Genomic DNA, 17609 nt, shown 5'->3' with positions numbered 1-17609 from the left:
GAACGGCAAGTAAGATCTGGAGGTGAGATCGCGCCAGGGGATCTGATGTGCGAAAGCTGGACGCCGTTCGCGCACATCAGCGCCATTGCACACCGTCCTTTCGGCGCGTCGGTTTGCGAATGGTCGACGCTAATGCTGTTGGACACGGCTTTTCACGCGGGGTGGGTTGCCAGGTATCCGCACACGTCGCGCCAGATCGCCGCGACGGTTTCGCGCTCGACCGGCCGCTTGTGCTCGATGGCATATTTGCGGACTTGAGACAGAATCTGTCTGGCTTGATCGGCGCTGGCGACGAGCTGCAGTTCATCGAGTAACGCGGTGATCGCCCGAAGTCCGGAATGCTTGCCGATCACAAAGCGGTTGCAGCGGCCAAGCAAAACGGGATCAAGCGATTGATAGGTGCGTTGATCCTTCAAAAGGCCATCGACATGAATGCCGGATTCGTGCGTAAATACATGCTCTCCGACGATGGCCTTGTTCATAGGAATCGCACGTGCGGCCGCGGCTGCTACCACCGCGGCGACGTTCTCGAGCTCCGGGAGTATGATGCCGGTCTCGCGCCCGTATAGCTGCTTGAGTGCGACCGCGATTTCCTCAAGCGGGGCATTTCCGGCCCGCTCGCCCAGCCCGATGACGGTCACTGAGGCGTGGCTCACGCCAGCCTTGACCGCGGAGAGCGTGTTGGCGGTTGCGAGTCCGAGATCATCGTGACCGTGAAATTCGAGTTCGAGATCGGTGGTCGCACGCAAATCCCTGACCAGCGCGTAGGTTGCGTCGGGATCGAGCACACTGAGCGTATCTGCAATACGAAAGCGACGCGCGCCCGCGGCTTTTGCAGTTGCCATCAGTCTGATGAGAAAATCGATGTCGGCGCGGGAGGAGTCCTCACCACCGACGGCGACCTCAAGTCCGCGCGCACAGGCATAGCCTACCACTCGCTTGACCCGTTCCAGCGCCAGGTCGCGATGACGACCTAGCTTGGCCGCGATCTGGACATCGGAGGTCGGAATCGACAGATTGATCATGGACACCTTTGCTTCGATCGCCGCATCGACATCCGATTCCCGCATCCGGCACCAGCCTATGGTGGTCAGCGGAAGATCTGCTTCGACAATCGCGCGAATGGCGGCGATCTCCTCGTTGCCCATCGCCGGCGTTCCCGCCTCGATCTCCGTGACTCCGGCCCGCGCCAGCGCCCGCGCGATCGCCAGCTTTTCCTCTGTGGTGAACGCAACGCCAGGTGCCTGCTCGCCGTCGCGTAATGTCGTGTCGTTGAGCACGGTGGGCTTGGCGCGCACCTGGTCGAAGCAAGACGATTTGGCGGCCGTGTTGGCAGCAATCACGCGAGAGCTCCTCATTGTTTGACCTACCTAAGCCTCAGCAACCAGCATGCCAGCCCGTCGACGCAGGCAACCCACGGGCGAAGCTAACACTTCGGTCTTCGCCCCCTCTTCAGCAAATGGATTGCCGCAAATGCGACAGGCTCATGAAGCGCGCGCCTTGCCTGTTGCCACGCCGAGTTCGAACGCAATGCAATTGCCGGGCGCCGGGATGAGAGAATAGTCGCGGAGCACTTCTGGCCGCCGCCCCTCCTTCGACACACATGGTCAATCGCTCGCACTGAAACGGCGTCAGCCGCGCCCTCAACCTCCCGCGCGGCTTACCAAATCCGGCGAGGCTTTCTCTGATGACGGGGCGATAGCGGACCTTTGTGGCAGTTCAGATGGCCAGTCGCCGGCAACCACCGGCCGAGCCGCCCGCAACAGAAAATCGCGCCGGCGCTCGGCCATCCGACTCTCACCGCTTTCTTCGTCGAAGCAGATGTTGAAGTCTTCACATTGGTTGCACACGGGTGTTGTGCACATCACGAGGCCTTCATTCTCACAAAGCATGCGGTAGAAGAAGCGCTTCCAGCGCATATTGTTGACATTGCGGGCGGCGAGCGGCGCGAAATGGCGGCTCAGCAGCCGGGAGAGTTCGCTGCGGTTGCGCAAGCCGAGAGCTTGCCACAGATGGCCAGGCTCAATGGCGCGCCGCGCTATCATCGCAGCCAGCCAGTGGCCGATATCCCCTTCCATCGAGCGTTGCTCGAGCAAGAGGTCGCGCAGCATTGCGATCTCTTCGTCCTCTTCGCACTTGAAAACCGAGAGCCGCTCCGCGAGCTTGATCTCAAACGAGGGAAAGTACTGCTCCAGCAGGGCCGCCAGTTCAAGGCGGGACAGGCCGGTCTTCTCGGGAAGGAAGCCACCATCCATTGTGGCAGCCGCCAAGATAGACGCCAGGACATGGCGATCAAAATTGCTGTCAATAGCAATATCGGCATCTGCAGGAGGCACACCGGTGAGTAGGCGGTAGGTTGCAATTCCCCTGTGCATCTGACTGTTGGTATCAACGGCACAATCAGCCATCAACGGAAGGAAGTGCGATTGGGACATAATTTTGCGAGTTTCCACAATGGTCTGGCTTGCGCCGCCGCATCCTGGTTTTGATCAGGGTCGATCGTCAGAATGCCGGCCTCCCGGGATGGGCGATGAGGGAGACCGGCATTCGTCGCGCACCTTCGCAAGGCCGCGACTCGCGACCTTTACGAGGCCGCGAGTTCGGCGGCGGTCTTGCCGATGATGGATTCGTCCACAGGCTTCATAATGCCATGCTCCATCAGCATGTCCTCGAGCTCGTCCATGGAGATTGGAGTCGGGATGATGCCTTTGCCGCCATTTTTGTGAACCTTGGTCGCAAGATTGCGATAGTGATCGGCCTGCTTGGAATCGGGTGCATATTCAAGCACGGTCATGCGGCGTAACTCGGCATGCTGCACCACGTTGTCGCGCGGCACGAAGTAGATCAGCTGAGTTCCTAGCTTCTTGGCCAACGCTTCCGCCAGCTCCAGCTCCTTGTCAGTCTGCCGCTCATTGCAGATCAGACCGCCCAGCCGCACCCCGCCAGAGTTTGCGTATTTGAGGATTCCCTTGGAAATGTTGTTCGCGGCATACATCGCCATCATTTCACCGGACATCACGATATAGATTTCCTGCGCCTTGTTCTCGCGGATCGGCATCGCAAAGCCACCACAAACGACGTCGCCGAGCACGTCGTATGAGACATAGTCAATGTTTTCGTAGGCGCCGTTCTCCTCCAGGAAATTGATCGAGGTAATGACGCCGCGGCCGGCGCAGCCGACACCCGGCTCAGGACCACCGGACTCCACGCAGCGAATGTCTTTGTAGCCGACCTTCATTACGTCCTCGAGCTCGAGGTCCTCCACGCTGCCGGCGCTCGCTGCAAGGCTTAAAATCGTGTCTTGCGCCTTTGCGTGCAGAATCAGCCGGGTCGAGTCTGCTTTCGGGTCGCACCCTACAATCAGGATTTTCTGCCCCATCTCAGCCAGCGCCGCCAGTGTGTTCTGCGAAGTGGTCGACTTGCCGATGCCGCCCTTCCCGTAGAACGCGATTTGTCTCAGTGAAGACATGTTGCTCTCCATCAACCGATTTGCCAAAAGTTGCGCGCTTCTTGCGCGCGAGCTTGTTTCTCTCTCAGAAACGGGGGCACACGGGTCCAAGGGAAGGAGCACATCGCTCGTCTTACGCGTCGGCGTGCGCTCAGCCCTCACTCAGTGTTGCTGCCGCTTATTAGCAACCGCCGTGCCAACGCTTGACCGCGATCCTTAAGCTTCTGATTACGTTTCTGAAAATCAACTAGCTGGTGAGCAAGGCCGCGGCTGTTTTGGATCTAACAAGATCTGCGCGGCTGTCAGAAAACTAACAACGACCACAACGATCAACGCGAAAAGCCGATTTGCGCGACCTGTCCCGCTGCCTTCAGGTGTGGAACGGAAGTTGCTCCGATACGACGACAGTGAGTATGCCGGTCGGGCCCGAAACCTGGCGCACCGGCGGCGATGTCACATTACATGGCACGGCGCTTGGTGCGCCGACTTTGGAGATGATCGGCAAGAAATTGAAGAGGCTCCCGAAGCAGCCGCGCTGTGCCAATCGTTCAGCTCTGCACGCCTACAGAGGTATATCGTGGCGACAATCATCTTCTATCAGAAGCCCGGCTGCGCCACTAACGCGCGTCAGATTCAAGCGCTGAAGTCCGCCGGCCACGAGGTGATCGCCCAAGACATCTTTAAGGAGCCTTGGGATGCGGAGCAATTACGCCGCTTCTTCGGCAATATGCCCGTTGCCTCCTGGTTCAACCGAGCGGCGACACGTATCAAGTCAGGCGAGATCAATCCCGATACTATCGACGCGGCAAGCGCAATCGCATTGATGGTGGGCGATCCGCTCCTGATACGACGACCGCTGATCGACGTAGACGGGGCACGATGTGCCGGGTTCGATCATGAGCCCGTGCTGTCGCTGCTTGGCCGAAAGACGCAAGATGATCTCGAGGGATGCCTGCACGAAGCAAACCCCACGCGCTGTCCGCAGACCTGAGGAAACGAAGGAACGGCTCCCAGCGCATCAAACAAGCCAAAGATGACGTTTGCCACTTCCGGCTTCCTTCTTGGGCAAGAGGCGACGGGACCTTCGCTGAGACGGCCCGCGCGAGTGGCTGCCCGTAAGGGCGCATCGCCTATATTGCGCTCGATCGCCGCGCTGCTCGCTCTTGTGAGAGGCCGCGACCGCGCATGACGTCCGCCGTGGATTGGATCGGAGCACTAAGCCGAGATGCGGCTTCTTGAAGAGACCCGGCTCTCTTGGGTTGAACAACGATCAGAACAGATCTCTACGCTTTGCCGCCGTGATCCTTATGCAACGTAGCGGCATAATTCCGCGCTGCTCGCTCCCATTTTGATCGGTATCAAATCCCCGCCATTAGCCTTGTGTGACAGAGATTTCGCGCGGCTCTTCGCGCGATTTTTTGGAATGGAGAATTCGATGAGAACAAGGACAGTTCTGACGAGGGCATCACTCCTCGCGCTAGCAACCTCGTTCGCCAGCATCCCGGTACAGGCTGCAGATCTGGCCCGGCCGATCTACTATAAAGCGCCCCCGATCCAATCATTCAATCCATGGATGATCCGCCTGCGCGTGCTTGGCGTCTTGCCGGATACCGCAGGCAGCTCAGTCAGCGTCGCCGGGGTGCCCTCGCTGTCCTCACCAAGTTCTGGGCTTTCGATCAGCGATCAAGCCATACCCGAGCTCGACATCACCTATTTCTTCACAAGAAACGTTGCTGCCGAACTCATTCTTGGCGTGACCAGCCATCACATCAGCGGCAATGGCGCGCTCACTGGCCTCGATATCGGCAAAGCCTGGCTGTTGCCGCCAACATTGACCCTGCAATATCACTTCACCGATTTCGGCGCCCTCAAGCCCTATATCGGCGCGGGCATCAACTACACTGCGTTCTTCAACCAATCGGCAGCCAATACGTCGCTCGGCGGTCTTGCCGTTACGGAGTTGCGCATCAGCAACCAATTCGGCGCGGCGGTCCAATTCGGCTTCGATTACATGCTTGATCGTAACTGGGGCCTCAACTTTGACGTGAAGAAGCTATGGCTGCGGCCGGAGTACACCGCGACCGTAAACAATTCGATTCCCGTCACCGGGCGCGCCCACATCGACCCATGGCTCGTCAGCGGCGGCGTCACTTACAAGTTCTGACACTAGAACAGGATCAGACAGGGGACTCCCTTTGATCAACCCGGACGCGGCGAGCTCATCGAGCGCGTCCCCTAACCTCACCGCAGCGCAAGCAGAGCGAGATGACGCGTCAAGGGCGCGTCATTTCGCGAGACGCCGGGAGCCCTTTGCAGCAATGATCTCGCTGTGAGCTACGGATCGCGCGACATGGAGCGACAGTACACAAGCAGATGGCCCAGAGTGCGCCCCGCAAACGCGCTATCTGCCGATTCGGCCGGAGAAGAAGGGCGGCACGCCGCGAAACGTCAATGACTTGCTGTTCTCATCCGGGGCGCGATAGCTACGCTCAATCTCAGACGATCTGACCTCCGAGCGGCCAGCTCATCGCCGGACAAGCCGTCAATGCTTGCTGGCCCGGGCAAGTGGCCGCTAGTGGAGGCGTCTAGCTTCGCTTTAACACCATCACAAGGCGGTCAACACGTTTTCCCTGCTTGAGGTGGGAGTTTACGATTTCGTCAACATCCTCAGGCGTGGTCGCGCGATACCACACTCCGTCAGGATAGACGACCATCAAGGGACCCGAGTTACAAAAGCCAAGGCACCCTGCCATCGTGAAGCCAATATCGTTGAGGCCTTCCGCTTCGATCGCCTTGGCCATTCGATCCCACAGGGCTTGCGCGCCGGAGGCGCCACAGCTGCCGTGCGGATGAGTTGGCGGACGCTGCGTGTTGCAGGCAAAGACATGATGCCTATAAAGTTGAGAAAGCTCGAATTCGGTTTCTGTGTTCATGCGCCTTTCCTGTGATCAATGTGCTTCATCTGAGAAGAGGCAAGATGCGAGCACATCGCAACCCACAATCTCTTACGATTGAACGCCGCAGCGAGCAATTGGTGCTAATGATTTCAACTCACGCTTGCCAAAGCAGGCTAAATAAGTGAGCACCCTAGTGATTGTCGTCGCTGAAGATCAACCTCTTCTGCTCACCTCGATCTTTTTGCTCCCTCTTAACTTGCTCACCATCCAACTTCTCCGAAGCAAGTTGCACACCAGATGCGTAACGTTCGTTACTGGAACGATCTCTTGCTTTGCGCGACCTACAATTGTTACGAAGGTCGCGACAATGTCGTTCGGTTCTGTTTCGGACACGACAAACCTCGCGTAGCGGTTTGACCTCCCGCGTCAACCTTCTGCAATTCGTACGCAGAATAACCGACAAGCTCGGTTATTTTGCCCAGCTCTTGCGCTATCAAATCTTGGAATGAGCAGCGATCTTCATGACCCTCGAGCCGCCCAGCGAGAAGCTCGAAGATAGCGCGGTGAATCGAGCGCCGTGTTCTGCCATGGGTGCTGGGCGCATTGACTGGCGTGAGCCCACAGCATCTTTTTCGCCCTGAAGCTGGACGCTGCGCCGCGCCGCTGCCCATCTATCGTTTGCTCAACAGATAGCGCCTGTCGCGCGAGCCCAACGAGGCAGGGACTGACGATGGTGTCGCGATTCGCTAAGAGCGTCGCACGAACCGAGGTTTGGCATGGCAGTTGCAGCGCAGGCAACAACGCCAGCTGCACCGGCCGGCCTTCTGACACAGGATCGTCGTTCCTCATCCCCCAAACGATCCTGTCAGTCTGGGTCCCGCCATTCTCCAAGCCCAGACGATGCCCTCGGCGAACTTCCAGCCGCCGGGGGCATTTCCCCTGAAAGATATCGACAGCGATAGGAAGCATGTCCCGTCCGCCGGCCTCGATTTGACGAGCCAGCGCAAGAGCAGCTTGTTGGTGCTGCGGAGGTCGCGGAGTGCAGGTTCGCAACTGACGACGTGCCTCTTTTGTCTCACCAATCAAAAGCTGTGACACGCGTCTACCAACGCTCACGAGTATAATGCCCTCATTCGAGGGCAAAGCGCCTCAGGCAGCTGGAGCACAACAAACCGATAGGCCCGTTAGTCCGGATGGATCGTGATATCCATGGTCTCGTCGCTGTCCCCGAAGAGGTCGGCAAACCGATCGTCCTCGAGCAGCTTGACGCCGCACAGGCAAACGTCACCTTCGATCACGGCGAGCGCTACCGGCTCAAGCGATTGTCCATCACAGGGGCCGTCGATGCACATCCCAGTGTCGATCTCGAATCTCGCTCCGTGCCGGCCGCATCTAAGAAAGGAGCGGTCCGCCGAGAAAAACGTACCGGAGCCGATGTTCAGCCAGACGCGCTCATGCGGACAACGGTTCACGTAACCAAAATAGTCATTGCCGAAGGTGCGCACCACAATAATCGGAAACGGCCGGCTCTCGCCCCTATCGTCAATCCGCGACAGGCTAAAGCTCATGGCCCCACTCCGCTCGATGGCATCGGCCGGACAGACGACAAAAACCTCGATCTTACCGCTCATAAGGTTGCTGATTATAGGTTCGCTCATCCGGGCCTCGCACTTTCCTGCTTGAAGGCTTCGATCGCAGTCCGGCTCAGCTGAAAAATCCCACGACCACGAGCGAGCGCTCGATAGGCGGAGCGGGCACGGGTGTTGAGGACGTCAAACCACTGGTTCGGCGTGAGCTTCGCCGGACGCTCGCTGATTTGGATCACCCTTCCGTTCGGAGCGAAGCGGACGTGGATGATGACTTGTTGCGAGTTCATACCGATCCCCTGTTTTTGGTAACTCTAAACGATCCTGAGCGGACACTGAGACTCTCGACTTTGATGTGCTTGGTTTTGGGCACCTTGGCGCGTAGGCTCTCAAGCCGCGCCTTGGACGCGCCGCCTTCTCTGCTATCGAGCAGGTCTTCTTCGCGCTCGCTAGGAGCATTTTTCTTGCGGCCTTAAGACGAGTGCATGCCTCCAGCGGCATGCGGCGCGCTCCCGGCATGTGGGGCACGATGTATCCGACAACGCTGCCGCAAACGACGATCCTCGGTCCGTCGCTCATTTCTTGCGGTGAGACCTACCACGCACATCGCAATTCAACCCTCGTTGTTCGGTGCCGTGCATGACGATCATCTTAGTAAATCGCGGCACCCGCTCCCACGTTTATCGACGCATCTTTCATAGTCTCGACGATAAACTCGATGTGCTTGTTCGTGAGATGGGTGTGAAACGGAAGCGCAAGAGCGCGATCTGCTATTTTTTCCGCAACCAGGAAATCGCCACGCCGGTAGCCAAAGTCGAAGTAGTGGCGTTGCAAGTGCAGCGGTTGGCTATAAGCGGCGGATTCAACCTGCGCACCGCGCAAATCATCGATAATAGCGTCGCGCCCTGATCGCGTGAAGCGCGTCCCCAGATGAACGAGATAAAGCAACCAGTTCACCTCGGTCACATCGGGGCCAACATAAGGTGGCTTGATGCCCTCAAACGATTGCATATGCGCGTTATAGAGCTGCTCGACGAACCGACGCCGCTCCAGGATTTCGTCGAGACGCTTGAGCTGCGCTAGGCCCAAGGCAGCCGTGAGATCGCTCATGCCGGCCTGATACGGTGCCGTGCTACCGACAACAACGGAAGAGCGCTCGTCCAGGCGATGGGCGCGATGGCGACGCAAGCCGAGCGCGATGTCGATATCGTCGGTCACCACCATTGCGCCTTCGCCACAGGTTAGGGCCACCGGCTGACCAAAGTCGAACACCGCGATATCGCCAAACCGGCCGACGAGCTCACCCTTGTAGCTCGATCCGATCGCCTCGGTGGAATCCTCCAAAAGCAGCAGCTGATGGCGCTGCGCGACCGCGCGCAGCTCCGACCATGGCGCTGGATGACCGTTGGGATTGCCGACGACAATCGCCCGCGTGTTGGCCGTGATGCGCTCTTCGGCCTTCGCTGGGACTAATGCTCCCGACCAATAGTCGATATCTGCAAATACCGCTCGTGCGCCTGCGAGACTGATGGCGTGCGCGGTCTCACGAAAGGAGTAGGGCGAGGCGATAACCTCGTGCCCGGGGCCAATGCCGAGCGCCCTCAGCGCAAGGAGGAGCCCTATGGTACCACTCGAGACCGCAACAGCATATTTGCGACCAAGATAGGCGGCGAAAGCGTGCTCAAACGCCTCAGTAGTCCACCCGTTGGAGATTTGCGGCGAACACAGCAGCGTTTCAACTGCAGAGAGCTCGGCGAAGGTGATATCGGGATCGGACAGTGGAATGAATGATGTATTCTCCTCCACAGTGCGCGCGCCATCAAGCCGATACTCTGCTAGTGTAGTGCTCACCGCCCAACATTCCTTTTGGCCAATACGATGCCGGTCGCCCGCGTCGGATCGGCCGTAATCTGCACGCAGTGATCCGCTCCATCGATCAGATGAAGGTCGAAATGCGGAAACTGCCGGAAGGGCCGATCCGTCACATCCGACGCATCACAGCGCACCCAAGCAAGTTGCGGAAAGCGGCGGCGCAGCTCGACGAACGGACCCATCTCGGCGCCCTCGGCTGCAAGCAGCCGCTCAATTTCGATCACTTCCTCCGCGGTGAGCGCCATCGTGGCTCCTCTTTGACTCCTAAAAGGTGGGGCGTCATTGCCAAAACAGACGCTCGGGATCCGCATTCAATTCGTCGATTGCAGAAGTCAACCGATGGCAAAGGCTGTAAAATTCCCAGATTCCTCGCGCGTGGTTCTTGCGAAACAGCTTCCAGACCCCGCACACGGTATCATAAAGAATCAGCGCGACATCGATGAGAGCGCCATCCTTGGTGATGTTGCGCGAGCAACATGGGCTCTCGACGAGGTAGCCCCCCCTCACCGGCGTCACGTTCGGCGAGACGTAGAGATAGCGCCTGCGTGAGCTCAAGCCGCGCTCGATCCGTTTGCGATCGAGCTCGTTGGGGTGAGGCACCAGCCCCGCCTTTATCTTTCTCATCAGGGCAGCATTCATGGCGAAAGTCTCCATTCAAAGCACTGTGATTCTTCCTCAAGACAGCGGATGAGCAGCTGCTTACCAAAATCGACAACGTAGATCGGCACGTTCGCTTCGGTATGGATCGCCACGTTGATAACCTCGCCGGTCGCTCCGGCGGCGAGCAAGACTCCCTCGGGCTCCGTATCGGGAAATGAGCGGTCGTTGACGAGGTCGACTGCGGTCGTGTCCCGCTCGCCACGCCGATATTTCGGAAAACCGCGCTGCGTCACGACTCCTCCGGCAATGGCAGATCATCGACCTCCTCGCAGGTGTCCACCGGTTCCAGTTCCCTGCGCTTCATGCCAACTCGGTAGCCGCTTTCGAGATATTCGACGCCGTAGATGTAGAATTGTTGCAGAAACGTGCCGATCGATACGACGTAACCCGCCTCTCCCTTCTTGACTAAGACGTCGCCAATCTCCTTGCCGCGATAGGTGCCATCATTGCGGATGGTGCGATTGGCTCGCACCTTTTGGCCAAAGCTGAAGACAGGCGGCTCGGTGAGCTCGACGACGTCGCTGTCGCGAACGATGCTGTCCATGTATCGCTCCTCATGCATCGCTCCTTGAGATGCGGGGGGGCCGCCGCGGCTACCGCAGCCAAGATCCTGCATCACTTCATCATCACGCGGCATCGTTAGTTACATCGACGATGGCAGCCCTGTCGAGAAGGCCGCTCTCGGCAGCGCGAGCCGCCTTTGCACAACCGCGCGCAATGAAATGCCCGCCAAGGCCGTGCTGTCGACCAGCTACAGCACGAACGCACGGCAATCCAGCGCAGTCCTCGTCCGTGATGGAGGACCGAACGTCGGCGACTGCGCCGCCGCCAACGCGCAGCACGTAGCTAATGACGCTTTCTGAACCAGCTATTGGCATGCCACTCATGGGCCTCACGCTTTAAGCTGGCGCCTGGTAGCGAGGCAAGGATGTGTCAACCACGCAGGTGTTGTCGACCGGACAGGCGGCGACACATTGCGGCTCGTCGAAATGGCCAACACATTCAGTGCATTTCGCTGCTTCAATGACGAAGCTCCCCCTTCTCCGAGATGGCATCGTTCGGGCATAAGGGTTCACAGGCTGAGCAGCTCGTACACTGCGAGGCGACAATCTTGAATGGCACATATTCCCCCTTTTACGCTGCAAAGATCTCAGATCCTTGCCGGATCGCGGCGCCGCCGCGCTGCATGTGCTGGATCTCCCCGCGCTTCACCTTGTCCAGATAGGATTTGAACCAGGCGATCGCCGACTTCTCAATGAACTCATGGGCGTATTGATCGACGGGCTCGATCCCCGCCTCGATCAGTTTGCTTTTCGGGCAGCCGCCGATCTTGGACACGAAGACCGCATGGCAGTCATTGATGCCCCCCATGATGGCGGAAAGCCTGTTCTCCTCGCCATAACCACCCTGGCAGTAAACGTCCACGCGGCGGTGGCCGACAAATTTAGCGCCGGATGTAGAAAGTTCGTAAACCTGGAATTCCTTTGCATGCCCAAAGTGCTCGTTGATCAACCCCGAGCCCTTGGTTGCGACGGCCACTAGAAGAGTGATCGCGCTCGCCTCTCCGGCACATTCGGCAAGCTCCTTTTGGCCGGCCGCGACTTTGGCGGCACGCTCACGCTCTACCCTGCTCTGATATGCCTTGCGCATGTCTAAGTTATATTGAACGTGCATTTTCATGACCTGATCGGTGGTGAACTCTGCGCTGCGATCCTCCCCGAGTAGACCGACCGCATCCGCGCGGCACTGGCGGCAATGCCGCATCATTTTTATCTCCCCTTCACAAGCATCTTGCAGCGCCTTCAATTCCCACGCAGTCGGTCCGCGCTGACCGTTGAGGCCAAATACGGTGCCGTGCTCGGGCGCAGAGATCAGTGGCATGATATTGTGAAGGAAGGCACCGCGCGACTTCACCGCCTTGTTGACCTCGACCAAGTGGCGGTCGTTGACGTTCGGAATCATCACCGAGTTGACCTTGCACAGGATACCTCGTTCGCTAAGCATCTCGAGGCCTTGCAGCTGGCGATCTGTAAGTATTTTTGCCGCGTCGATGCCGGTGTAGCGCTTGTGGTTGAAGAAGATCCACGGATAGATCTTGGCGCCGATTTCGGGATCGATCGTGTTGATGGTGATGGTGACGTGGTCAACTTTGGACCTGGCGATGGCATCAATATGGTCCGGCAGAGCCAGTCCGTTGGTGGACAAACAAAGCTTGATGTCTGGAGCCGCCTTGGCGACCAGCTCGAAGGTCTTGAACGTCTTTGCCGGATTGGCCAGGGGGTCGCCGGGACCAGCGATGCCAAGGACCGTCATCTGCGGAATGGCGGTCGCGACCGCGAGCACTTTTCTTACCGCCTGCTCGGGCGTGAGCTTCTCGCTTACCACACCCGGACGCGATTCATTGGCGCAGTCGTATTTTCGGTTGCAGTAATTGCACTGGATGTTGCAGGCAGGCGCTACCGCGACATGCATGCGAGCGTAATGATGATGCGCTTCTTCGCTGTAGCAGGGATGGTTCTTGACCCTTTCCCAGATTTCGATCGGCAGATCGCCTTGCCCTGCCTGCGAGCCGCAGCTCGCCTGCCCGGTGTTGGCCGAAGCGCGGCAGCCCTTATGCTCGGCGGCGGACTTCATCTTGCCGCCATCCACTGCAGCTTTGACATATTTTCCGCGTCCGACGACCGCGTTCATTTTTCATTTTTCCCTTCAGGCATCATCGGCCCCAAGACCATCCGTGAGCCAGCCTCAAGAAGCTGGGTAGCAACTTGCATGCCATGGCGGAGACGATGAAATTGCAGCCATACCTCCACGAATTAGCGGAAACGATGGGCGCTGACTCATGTAAGAACATGCAATGATGCGCTTGTTGTCAGTGCGACAGATACGTCGTCATTCTCACGCAGCGCTTCATGGCTTGCGCATTCATTCTCGCGCTGAGCTCACCGGAACCCGGCTCCACTGAACGGATCTTCTCGCGTTGCGGCTCTCGCAAATAGCTCGACACGAGCTGGGGGATTCGGGCTTCACAAGGACGCTAATGCGTGATCAGTATCTCAACCGCGCAAGGGAGCCCGGTCGCAAGCGGTGTAAGGCCTTGCTCGAGTAGAAAGCGAAGCTCGTTGCGAGAGAGCGCGCCCGGATCCATGATCGCATAGTGGGTGTCGGCCGAGCGCTTGATGATCTGCCGGGCATAGCTACGCAAGGGCTGGTCGTTGAAGCGACAGCCGATGAAGAGAAAGGTCTGTCCGGTGTTCGCCCTTCCTTGATGATGTCCGGAATTGGTGTCTGAATGTCGATTTCGGTCAACGCCTCGACTCATCTCGATATGCTGCGCCCACGCATTGTCCCTAGCCCGCCGCGGCGGCGTAGCCTTGCTCGCGAAGAAGCTGGCCAACGCCTCCGGCGTGGTCGGCATATCGGATCTGCGCGATTCGGCGAGGCTAGGAGCGACATAGGGAATGGCGCGCGCGGCCCTCAGCCCGGCAGCGATGTCCACGAGCTCGCCTTTGCATCGGCACCATCGACAAAGTCGATCTGTGGAGGCGCCTTCACGGATCGTCCCCCTTCTGGCCCCGTTTTTTAGCGTTAATTGTGATCGGTAACGGTGTGCCGCTCGGCATCTCAGGCAAATCAAGCACCCAGCCATTAGCTACTTTGATCCAGCCGCCCCATAGCGTCTCGTACTCCGATTCAACGATTGGCTCTTCGAGATCCTTTTTTGGCACGTAGATCGACAGGCCCGCGTCCGGAGACCGGCGGATCATGATTTTCATGAGGTCTACTCCCTGACTGCGACGGGGCAGGTGGCGCGCAGGCGAGCCATGATGTCGGACACTGCGCACACGACCTCATCGACCTCCGCGACAGAGGTTTCACGCGACAGAGAAAAGCGCACGGCGCCGTGTATCCGCCACTGCGGCAACCCCATGGCACGCAGAACATGCGATGGCTGAATGGAGCCGGAGTTGCAGGCTGATCCGAGCGACACAGCGATGCCTGCCCGATCGAGATGGTGGGCGATGGCTTCGCCTTCGAGATGGTCGAATGCAATATTGGCTGTGTTCGCCAACCTATTGCCAGCGTCGCCGAGCACAACGCACTCGCCATTCTTCAAGATTCCCTGCTCAAGACGGTCCCGCAAAGCGCCAATGCGATTGCGTTCGGGTTCAAGCCGCTCCGCCGCAAGCTCGGCGGCTTTTCCCAGGCCGACAATGCCGGGAATATTCTCAGTCCCGCCTCGGCGCCCTCGTTCCTGTGATCCGCCGCAGATCAGCGGCCGGAATTTTATGCCTTTGCGCAAATATAGCGCGCCGATCCCCTTCGGGCCGTGCAGTTTGTGCCCGGATAGCGACAGCATGTCGATCGCACTGTCCTTCAGGTTCACGCACACCTTACCGATGGCCTGGACCGCATCAGTGTGAAACAACGCGCCGGCCTCACGGGCCAACCCCGCCAGAAATTCCACGGGAAACATCGTTCCGGTCTCGTTGTTGGCCCACATAACCGAGGCAATCGCTGTGCGTGGCCCGAGTGCACCGCGAAACGCCTCGATGTCGAGCCGGCCGCGGGAATCTACGGGTACAATGTGCGTCTTGACTCCTCTTGTCGCCAATTGCTCGGTCAGCGCAAGAATGGCGGAGTGCTCTACCGCGGTGGTGACGATCTCGTCGCGATCTTCCTGCATCGCAAGCGCAGAGAGGATCGCGGCATTATTGCTCTCGGTCCCTCCCGAGGTGAAAACAATTTCATGATCGCATGCGTTCCCTAGCAGGATACGCAAGCTACGCCGGGCCTGCCTCACAGCGACTGCGACCCCGCTGCCGAAGGCATGCGTGGACGAGGCATTGCCGAATTGCTCGGTGAAGAACGGCAACATGGCTTGCACGACGGATGGATCGGTCCGCGTCGTTGCATTATTATCGAGGTAAATCAGCATTCGATTTTCGCTCAATCGGCCACCTCGCCTGCAGCCGCGACGGGGATTAGGCGAACCAATTCGCCGAGTTTATCGACAAGCCGCGCCTGAATGCCTTTAAATGTCACGCTTGAACGCTTGCACAACCTGCGGCCAGCGGACAGCCTGACCATGACCCTGCTGCGAGCAATCCCGATCAGGTGACAGTCGCCACCATCGCGTTGCAGATTGGGTCCAATCGCTTCGATGGCGCCGCGAAAGCGACGCTCTCGGTCTGTAGCAATGGGTGACGATTGCCTCAGTTGTTCCGGTTCGGCCGGCATACTTCGATGCCCTCCTCATCAGCTGAACGATTTTCCGCATGAGCAGTTCGCGGTGGCGTTCGGGTTGTGAAACGTAAAGCCAGAAGTCTCTACTGCCGTCAAGAAATCGATTGTCGTCCCGATCAGATGGTCACGGCTCTTGTTATCGACGAACACCTTCAGCCCATCGCATTCGATCACGGTGTCGTCAGGCTTCGGTTCTTCGACCAGAGCCATCTTGTATTTGAGTCCATTGCAGCCGCCCGCTTCGATCATGACGCGCAGACCGCCGGTCGGGCGGGTCGACGATGAAATCGCGCTCTTGATTGCATTCACTGCGCTATCCGTCAGGTTGATCACGGCTTTCCCTCATCAGCATGGATCTAGCTGGAAAGTGCAAGTCAGGTGCCAGCGGGCAGACGCTTGATGATGCTCACTTCTTTGGATCGCGCCTGTTGGCATTGAAGCTGTTGTCGGGTTCCCGACAAGGCTCCTTGAGGCGATAGCAGCCACGGACGCGTTTTTTTCTAAGCTACGGCGAAGGCCGCTACGCATGCGACGGCAAGCAATTTGCATCGCACCTGGCACCGGCCAAGGCGTCGGTGAAGGGTTTAGATCGAGGAAGAATTTAATGACTGCAATCGAGAACACCGCACTCGGCAGACTTGAGAAGGAGGGCCGCCTGCTCAATGCTGTACTCAAAGGCGGGACTACCAAGCCGGGCCGGTTCGGCTTTCGTGGCGACGTGGCACTAAAATTCCAGACTCAGGTCGCGGACGAGAAGCGACCGCCAGACTATTCGATTGAGCAGGTGTTGACGATCGCGCAGGACGGCGAACGCACTATTCCGGTGCTGGCCGGCTACCTGCATTCCTTCGCCTATCTTGCTGACATCGCGACCGTCCTTGACGGCACCTTAAGCCCAACCGGCAGCTACTTCATTTTCTGCAACAACATTGATTTACTGGCGAAGTACCGAGTGAGGTTCGGTGATATTAGCTTTCACGTCCTACCGTGCGATGAATCCACGGTCTGGAAGGAGATGATGGACCTGGTTGGGCTCAACAAGGACGATATCAAGAAGCTCGATCCGGGCGGAAAGCTTGATTACCTCCTCGATGCCGCAAAGCATCTCGACCTGTCCTGTGAGGAGATCTCGTACGAAGACGGGCTAAAGAGGATGGAGCCTGTGAAAAACCGCAACGAGAATCGGCCGGTCTGAGCGCGGTCTTCAGTTGTTGGCCGATACATCGTCTTCGACAAGATGCACACCAACCACGCAGATATCACCGTCCAGAACTGCCAACGCGATCGGCGTGAGCGCCCTACCTTGACATGGACCTTCGACGCACCGGCCGGTGCCGAGTTCGAAGGTCGAACCATGCTTGCCGCACATTAGCCGTATACCGTATGGATCGAGGAATTCGTCCGGTACCCAGTCCAAATTGACGCCGTTGTGCGGGCATTTATTGGTGTAGCCAAGCACCTTTTTGCCCCAGCGCACCACAACGATGGACCACGGCCGGTGATTGCCGTGATCATCCACGACCATAAGGTGGAACCCCATAGCTTGGCGGCTCGGAATGTCGTTAAAGCTGCAGATCGCGTAGACGGGATTTGGCTTCATTTATCGCCCATTCATTGCAAGACGCTTTTCATTGCCGCTGTGCAATCAACCTGCAAGAACCGTACAAGTGCCGGGCTGATAGTGTCTGTGGTAATCCAACGCGCAAGCCAGCCATTGCTGGCTCACCCAATTACCCGACGCATAATCCGGACCGATTAGTTCGACAATTTGGGCCTTGCTGCCGTTTCTATGGAGGCCGTGCAGCTGCAGCTTTCGGGTCCAAGCCCTCTGCACCATTGCGCGATAGCTGCCTGCGGTGGCTGGTCGTTGCTGCTCGTTGATGGCCACTGTAGGAAGCCCCC

21 protein-coding genes and 1 pseudogene are annotated in these 17609 nt (G+C 58.4%); 3 read left to right on the top strand and 19 right to left on the bottom strand.

Going from position 1 to position 17609, the window contains the following annotated elements:
* Nucleotides 1-152: 152 nt before the first annotated feature.
* The 3 genes from nifV to nifH all read right to left on the bottom strand — a co-directional run bounded on the left by nifV (nt 153) and on the right by nifH (nt 3469).
* The gene (gene nifV, locus AC5V87_RS06510) at nt 153-1343 is read right to left on the bottom strand and encodes a homocitrate synthase (RefSeq protein WP_456840826.1); all 1191 of its coding nucleotides are present in this window, start codon (nt 1341-1343) and stop codon (nt 153-155) included.
* Between the two features lie 300 nt (nt 1344-1643).
* Nucleotides 1644-2435, bottom strand: a complete 792-nt coding sequence (locus tag AC5V87_RS06505; RefSeq protein ID WP_495370327.1) for a nitrogen fixation protein NifQ — start codon at nt 2433-2435, stop codon at nt 1644-1646.
* Between the two features lie 149 nt (nt 2436-2584).
* Nucleotides 2585-3469, bottom strand: a complete 885-nt coding sequence (gene nifH / locus AC5V87_RS06500; RefSeq protein ID WP_283081979.1) for a nitrogenase iron protein — start codon at nt 3467-3469, stop codon at nt 2585-2587.
* Nucleotides 3470-4025: 556 nt separating this feature from the next.
* Here nifH and AC5V87_RS06495 point away from each other — a divergent pair.
* Nucleotides 4026-4439, top strand: coding sequence for an ArsC/Spx/MgsR family protein (locus AC5V87_RS06495; RefSeq protein ID WP_495370326.1), 414 nt, complete (start codon nt 4026-4028; stop codon nt 4437-4439).
* A 444-nt stretch (nt 4440-4883) separates the two neighbouring features.
* Complete coding sequence (locus AC5V87_RS06490) at nt 4884-5612, top strand: OmpW/AlkL family protein (protein ID WP_495370325.1); 729 nt, start codon at nt 4884-4886, stop codon at nt 5610-5612.
* Between the two features lie 421 nt (nt 5613-6033).
* Here the strand turns inward: AC5V87_RS06490 and AC5V87_RS06485 are convergent, their stop codons facing one another.
* The 15 genes and pseudogenes from AC5V87_RS06485 to AC5V87_RS06415 all read right to left on the bottom strand — a co-directional run bounded on the left by AC5V87_RS06485 (nt 6034) and on the right by AC5V87_RS06415 (nt 16040).
* Nucleotides 6034-6381 carry a (2Fe-2S) ferredoxin domain-containing protein gene (locus AC5V87_RS06485; RefSeq protein WP_495370324.1) on the bottom strand — a complete coding sequence of 116 codons (348 nt, stop codon included), beginning with the start codon at nt 6379-6381 and terminating at the stop codon, nt 6034-6036.
* Between the two features lie 1148 nt (nt 6382-7529).
* Nucleotides 7530-7976 (bottom strand): Rieske (2Fe-2S) protein, encoded by a 447-nt coding sequence (locus AC5V87_RS06480; protein ID WP_495370323.1) that lies wholly within the window; start codon nt 7974-7976, stop codon nt 7530-7532.
* Between the two features lie 23 nt (nt 7977-7999).
* The gene (locus AC5V87_RS06475; protein WP_456840832.1) at nt 8000-8221 is read right to left on the bottom strand and encodes a hypothetical protein; all 222 of its coding nucleotides are present in this window, start codon (nt 8219-8221) and stop codon (nt 8000-8002) included.
* Nucleotides 8222-8582: 361 nt separating this feature from the next.
* Complete coding sequence (locus AC5V87_RS06470) at nt 8583-9737, bottom strand: DegT/DnrJ/EryC1/StrS family aminotransferase (protein ID WP_495371838.1); 1155 nt, start codon at nt 9735-9737, stop codon at nt 8583-8585.
* 41 nt (nt 9738-9778) lie between these two features.
* The gene (locus AC5V87_RS06465) at nt 9779-10048 is read right to left on the bottom strand and encodes a DUF6129 family protein (RefSeq protein WP_456840833.1); all 270 of its coding nucleotides are present in this window, start codon (nt 10046-10048) and stop codon (nt 9779-9781) included.
* A 34-nt stretch (nt 10049-10082) separates the two neighbouring features.
* Complete coding sequence (locus tag AC5V87_RS06460; RefSeq protein WP_456840834.1) at nt 10083-10442, bottom strand: DUF3024 domain-containing protein; 360 nt, start codon at nt 10440-10442, stop codon at nt 10083-10085.
* A complete protein-coding gene (locus tag AC5V87_RS06455; RefSeq protein ID WP_495370322.1) occupies nt 10439-10696 on the bottom strand; it encodes a nitrogen fixation protein NifZ in 258 nt (85 codons plus the stop codon). Before AC5V87_RS06455 ends, AC5V87_RS06460 begins: the two co-directional genes overlap by 4 nt.
* The gene (locus AC5V87_RS06450) at nt 10693-11007 is read right to left on the bottom strand and encodes a nitrogen fixation protein NifZ (protein WP_495370321.1); all 315 of its coding nucleotides are present in this window, start codon (nt 11005-11007) and stop codon (nt 10693-10695) included. The genes AC5V87_RS06455 and AC5V87_RS06450 overlap by 4 nt, the downstream gene beginning before the upstream one ends.
* 355 nt (nt 11008-11362) lie before the next feature.
* Nucleotides 11363-11585 (bottom strand): annotated as a pseudogene (locus AC5V87_RS06445) (4Fe-4S binding protein).
* Between the two features lie 12 nt (nt 11586-11597).
* Nucleotides 11598-13154 (bottom strand): nitrogenase cofactor biosynthesis protein NifB, encoded by a 1557-nt coding sequence (gene nifB / locus AC5V87_RS06440; protein ID WP_495370320.1) that lies wholly within the window; start codon nt 13152-13154, stop codon nt 11598-11600.
* A gap of 343 nt (nt 13155-13497) precedes the next feature.
* Nucleotides 13498-13959 (bottom strand): SIR2 family protein, encoded by a 462-nt coding sequence (locus tag AC5V87_RS06435; RefSeq protein WP_495370319.1) that lies wholly within the window; start codon nt 13957-13959, stop codon nt 13498-13500.
* A gap of 52 nt (nt 13960-14011) precedes the next feature.
* A complete protein-coding gene (nifT, locus tag AC5V87_RS06430; protein WP_495370318.1) occupies nt 14012-14236 on the bottom strand; it encodes a putative nitrogen fixation protein NifT in 225 nt (74 codons plus the stop codon).
* Between the two features lie 5 nt (nt 14237-14241).
* Nucleotides 14242-15414 (bottom strand): cysteine desulfurase NifS, encoded by a 1173-nt coding sequence (gene nifS, locus AC5V87_RS06425; protein ID WP_495370317.1) that lies wholly within the window; start codon nt 15412-15414, stop codon nt 14242-14244.
* Entirely contained in the window at nt 15411-15701 is a 291-nt protein-coding gene (locus tag AC5V87_RS06420) for a NifU family protein (protein ID WP_495370316.1), read from the bottom strand. The genes nifS and AC5V87_RS06420 overlap by 4 nt, the downstream gene beginning before the upstream one ends.
* An 18-nt stretch (nt 15702-15719) precedes the next feature.
* Complete coding sequence (locus AC5V87_RS06415) at nt 15720-16040, bottom strand: iron-sulfur cluster assembly accessory protein (RefSeq protein ID WP_495370315.1); 321 nt, start codon at nt 16038-16040, stop codon at nt 15720-15722.
* A gap of 271 nt (nt 16041-16311) precedes the next feature.
* Between AC5V87_RS06415 and AC5V87_RS06410 the strand changes: the two genes are divergently transcribed.
* Nucleotides 16312-16902 carry a hypothetical protein gene (locus AC5V87_RS06410; protein ID WP_495370314.1) on the top strand — a complete coding sequence of 197 codons (591 nt, stop codon included), beginning with the start codon at nt 16312-16314 and terminating at the stop codon, nt 16900-16902.
* 9 nt (nt 16903-16911) lie between these two features.
* Here the strand turns inward: AC5V87_RS06410 and AC5V87_RS06405 are convergent, their stop codons facing one another.
* Nucleotides 16912-17307, bottom strand: a complete 396-nt coding sequence (locus AC5V87_RS06405; protein ID WP_456840844.1) for a Rieske (2Fe-2S) protein — start codon at nt 17305-17307, stop codon at nt 16912-16914.
* Nucleotides 17308-17609: the final 302 nt, after the last annotated feature.

Source organism: Bradyrhizobium sp. SOJA106 (genome assembly GCF_059448745.1).
Note: the sequence above shows the minus strand (reverse complement) of the source record. Positions and strands in the feature narration are given on the sequence as shown.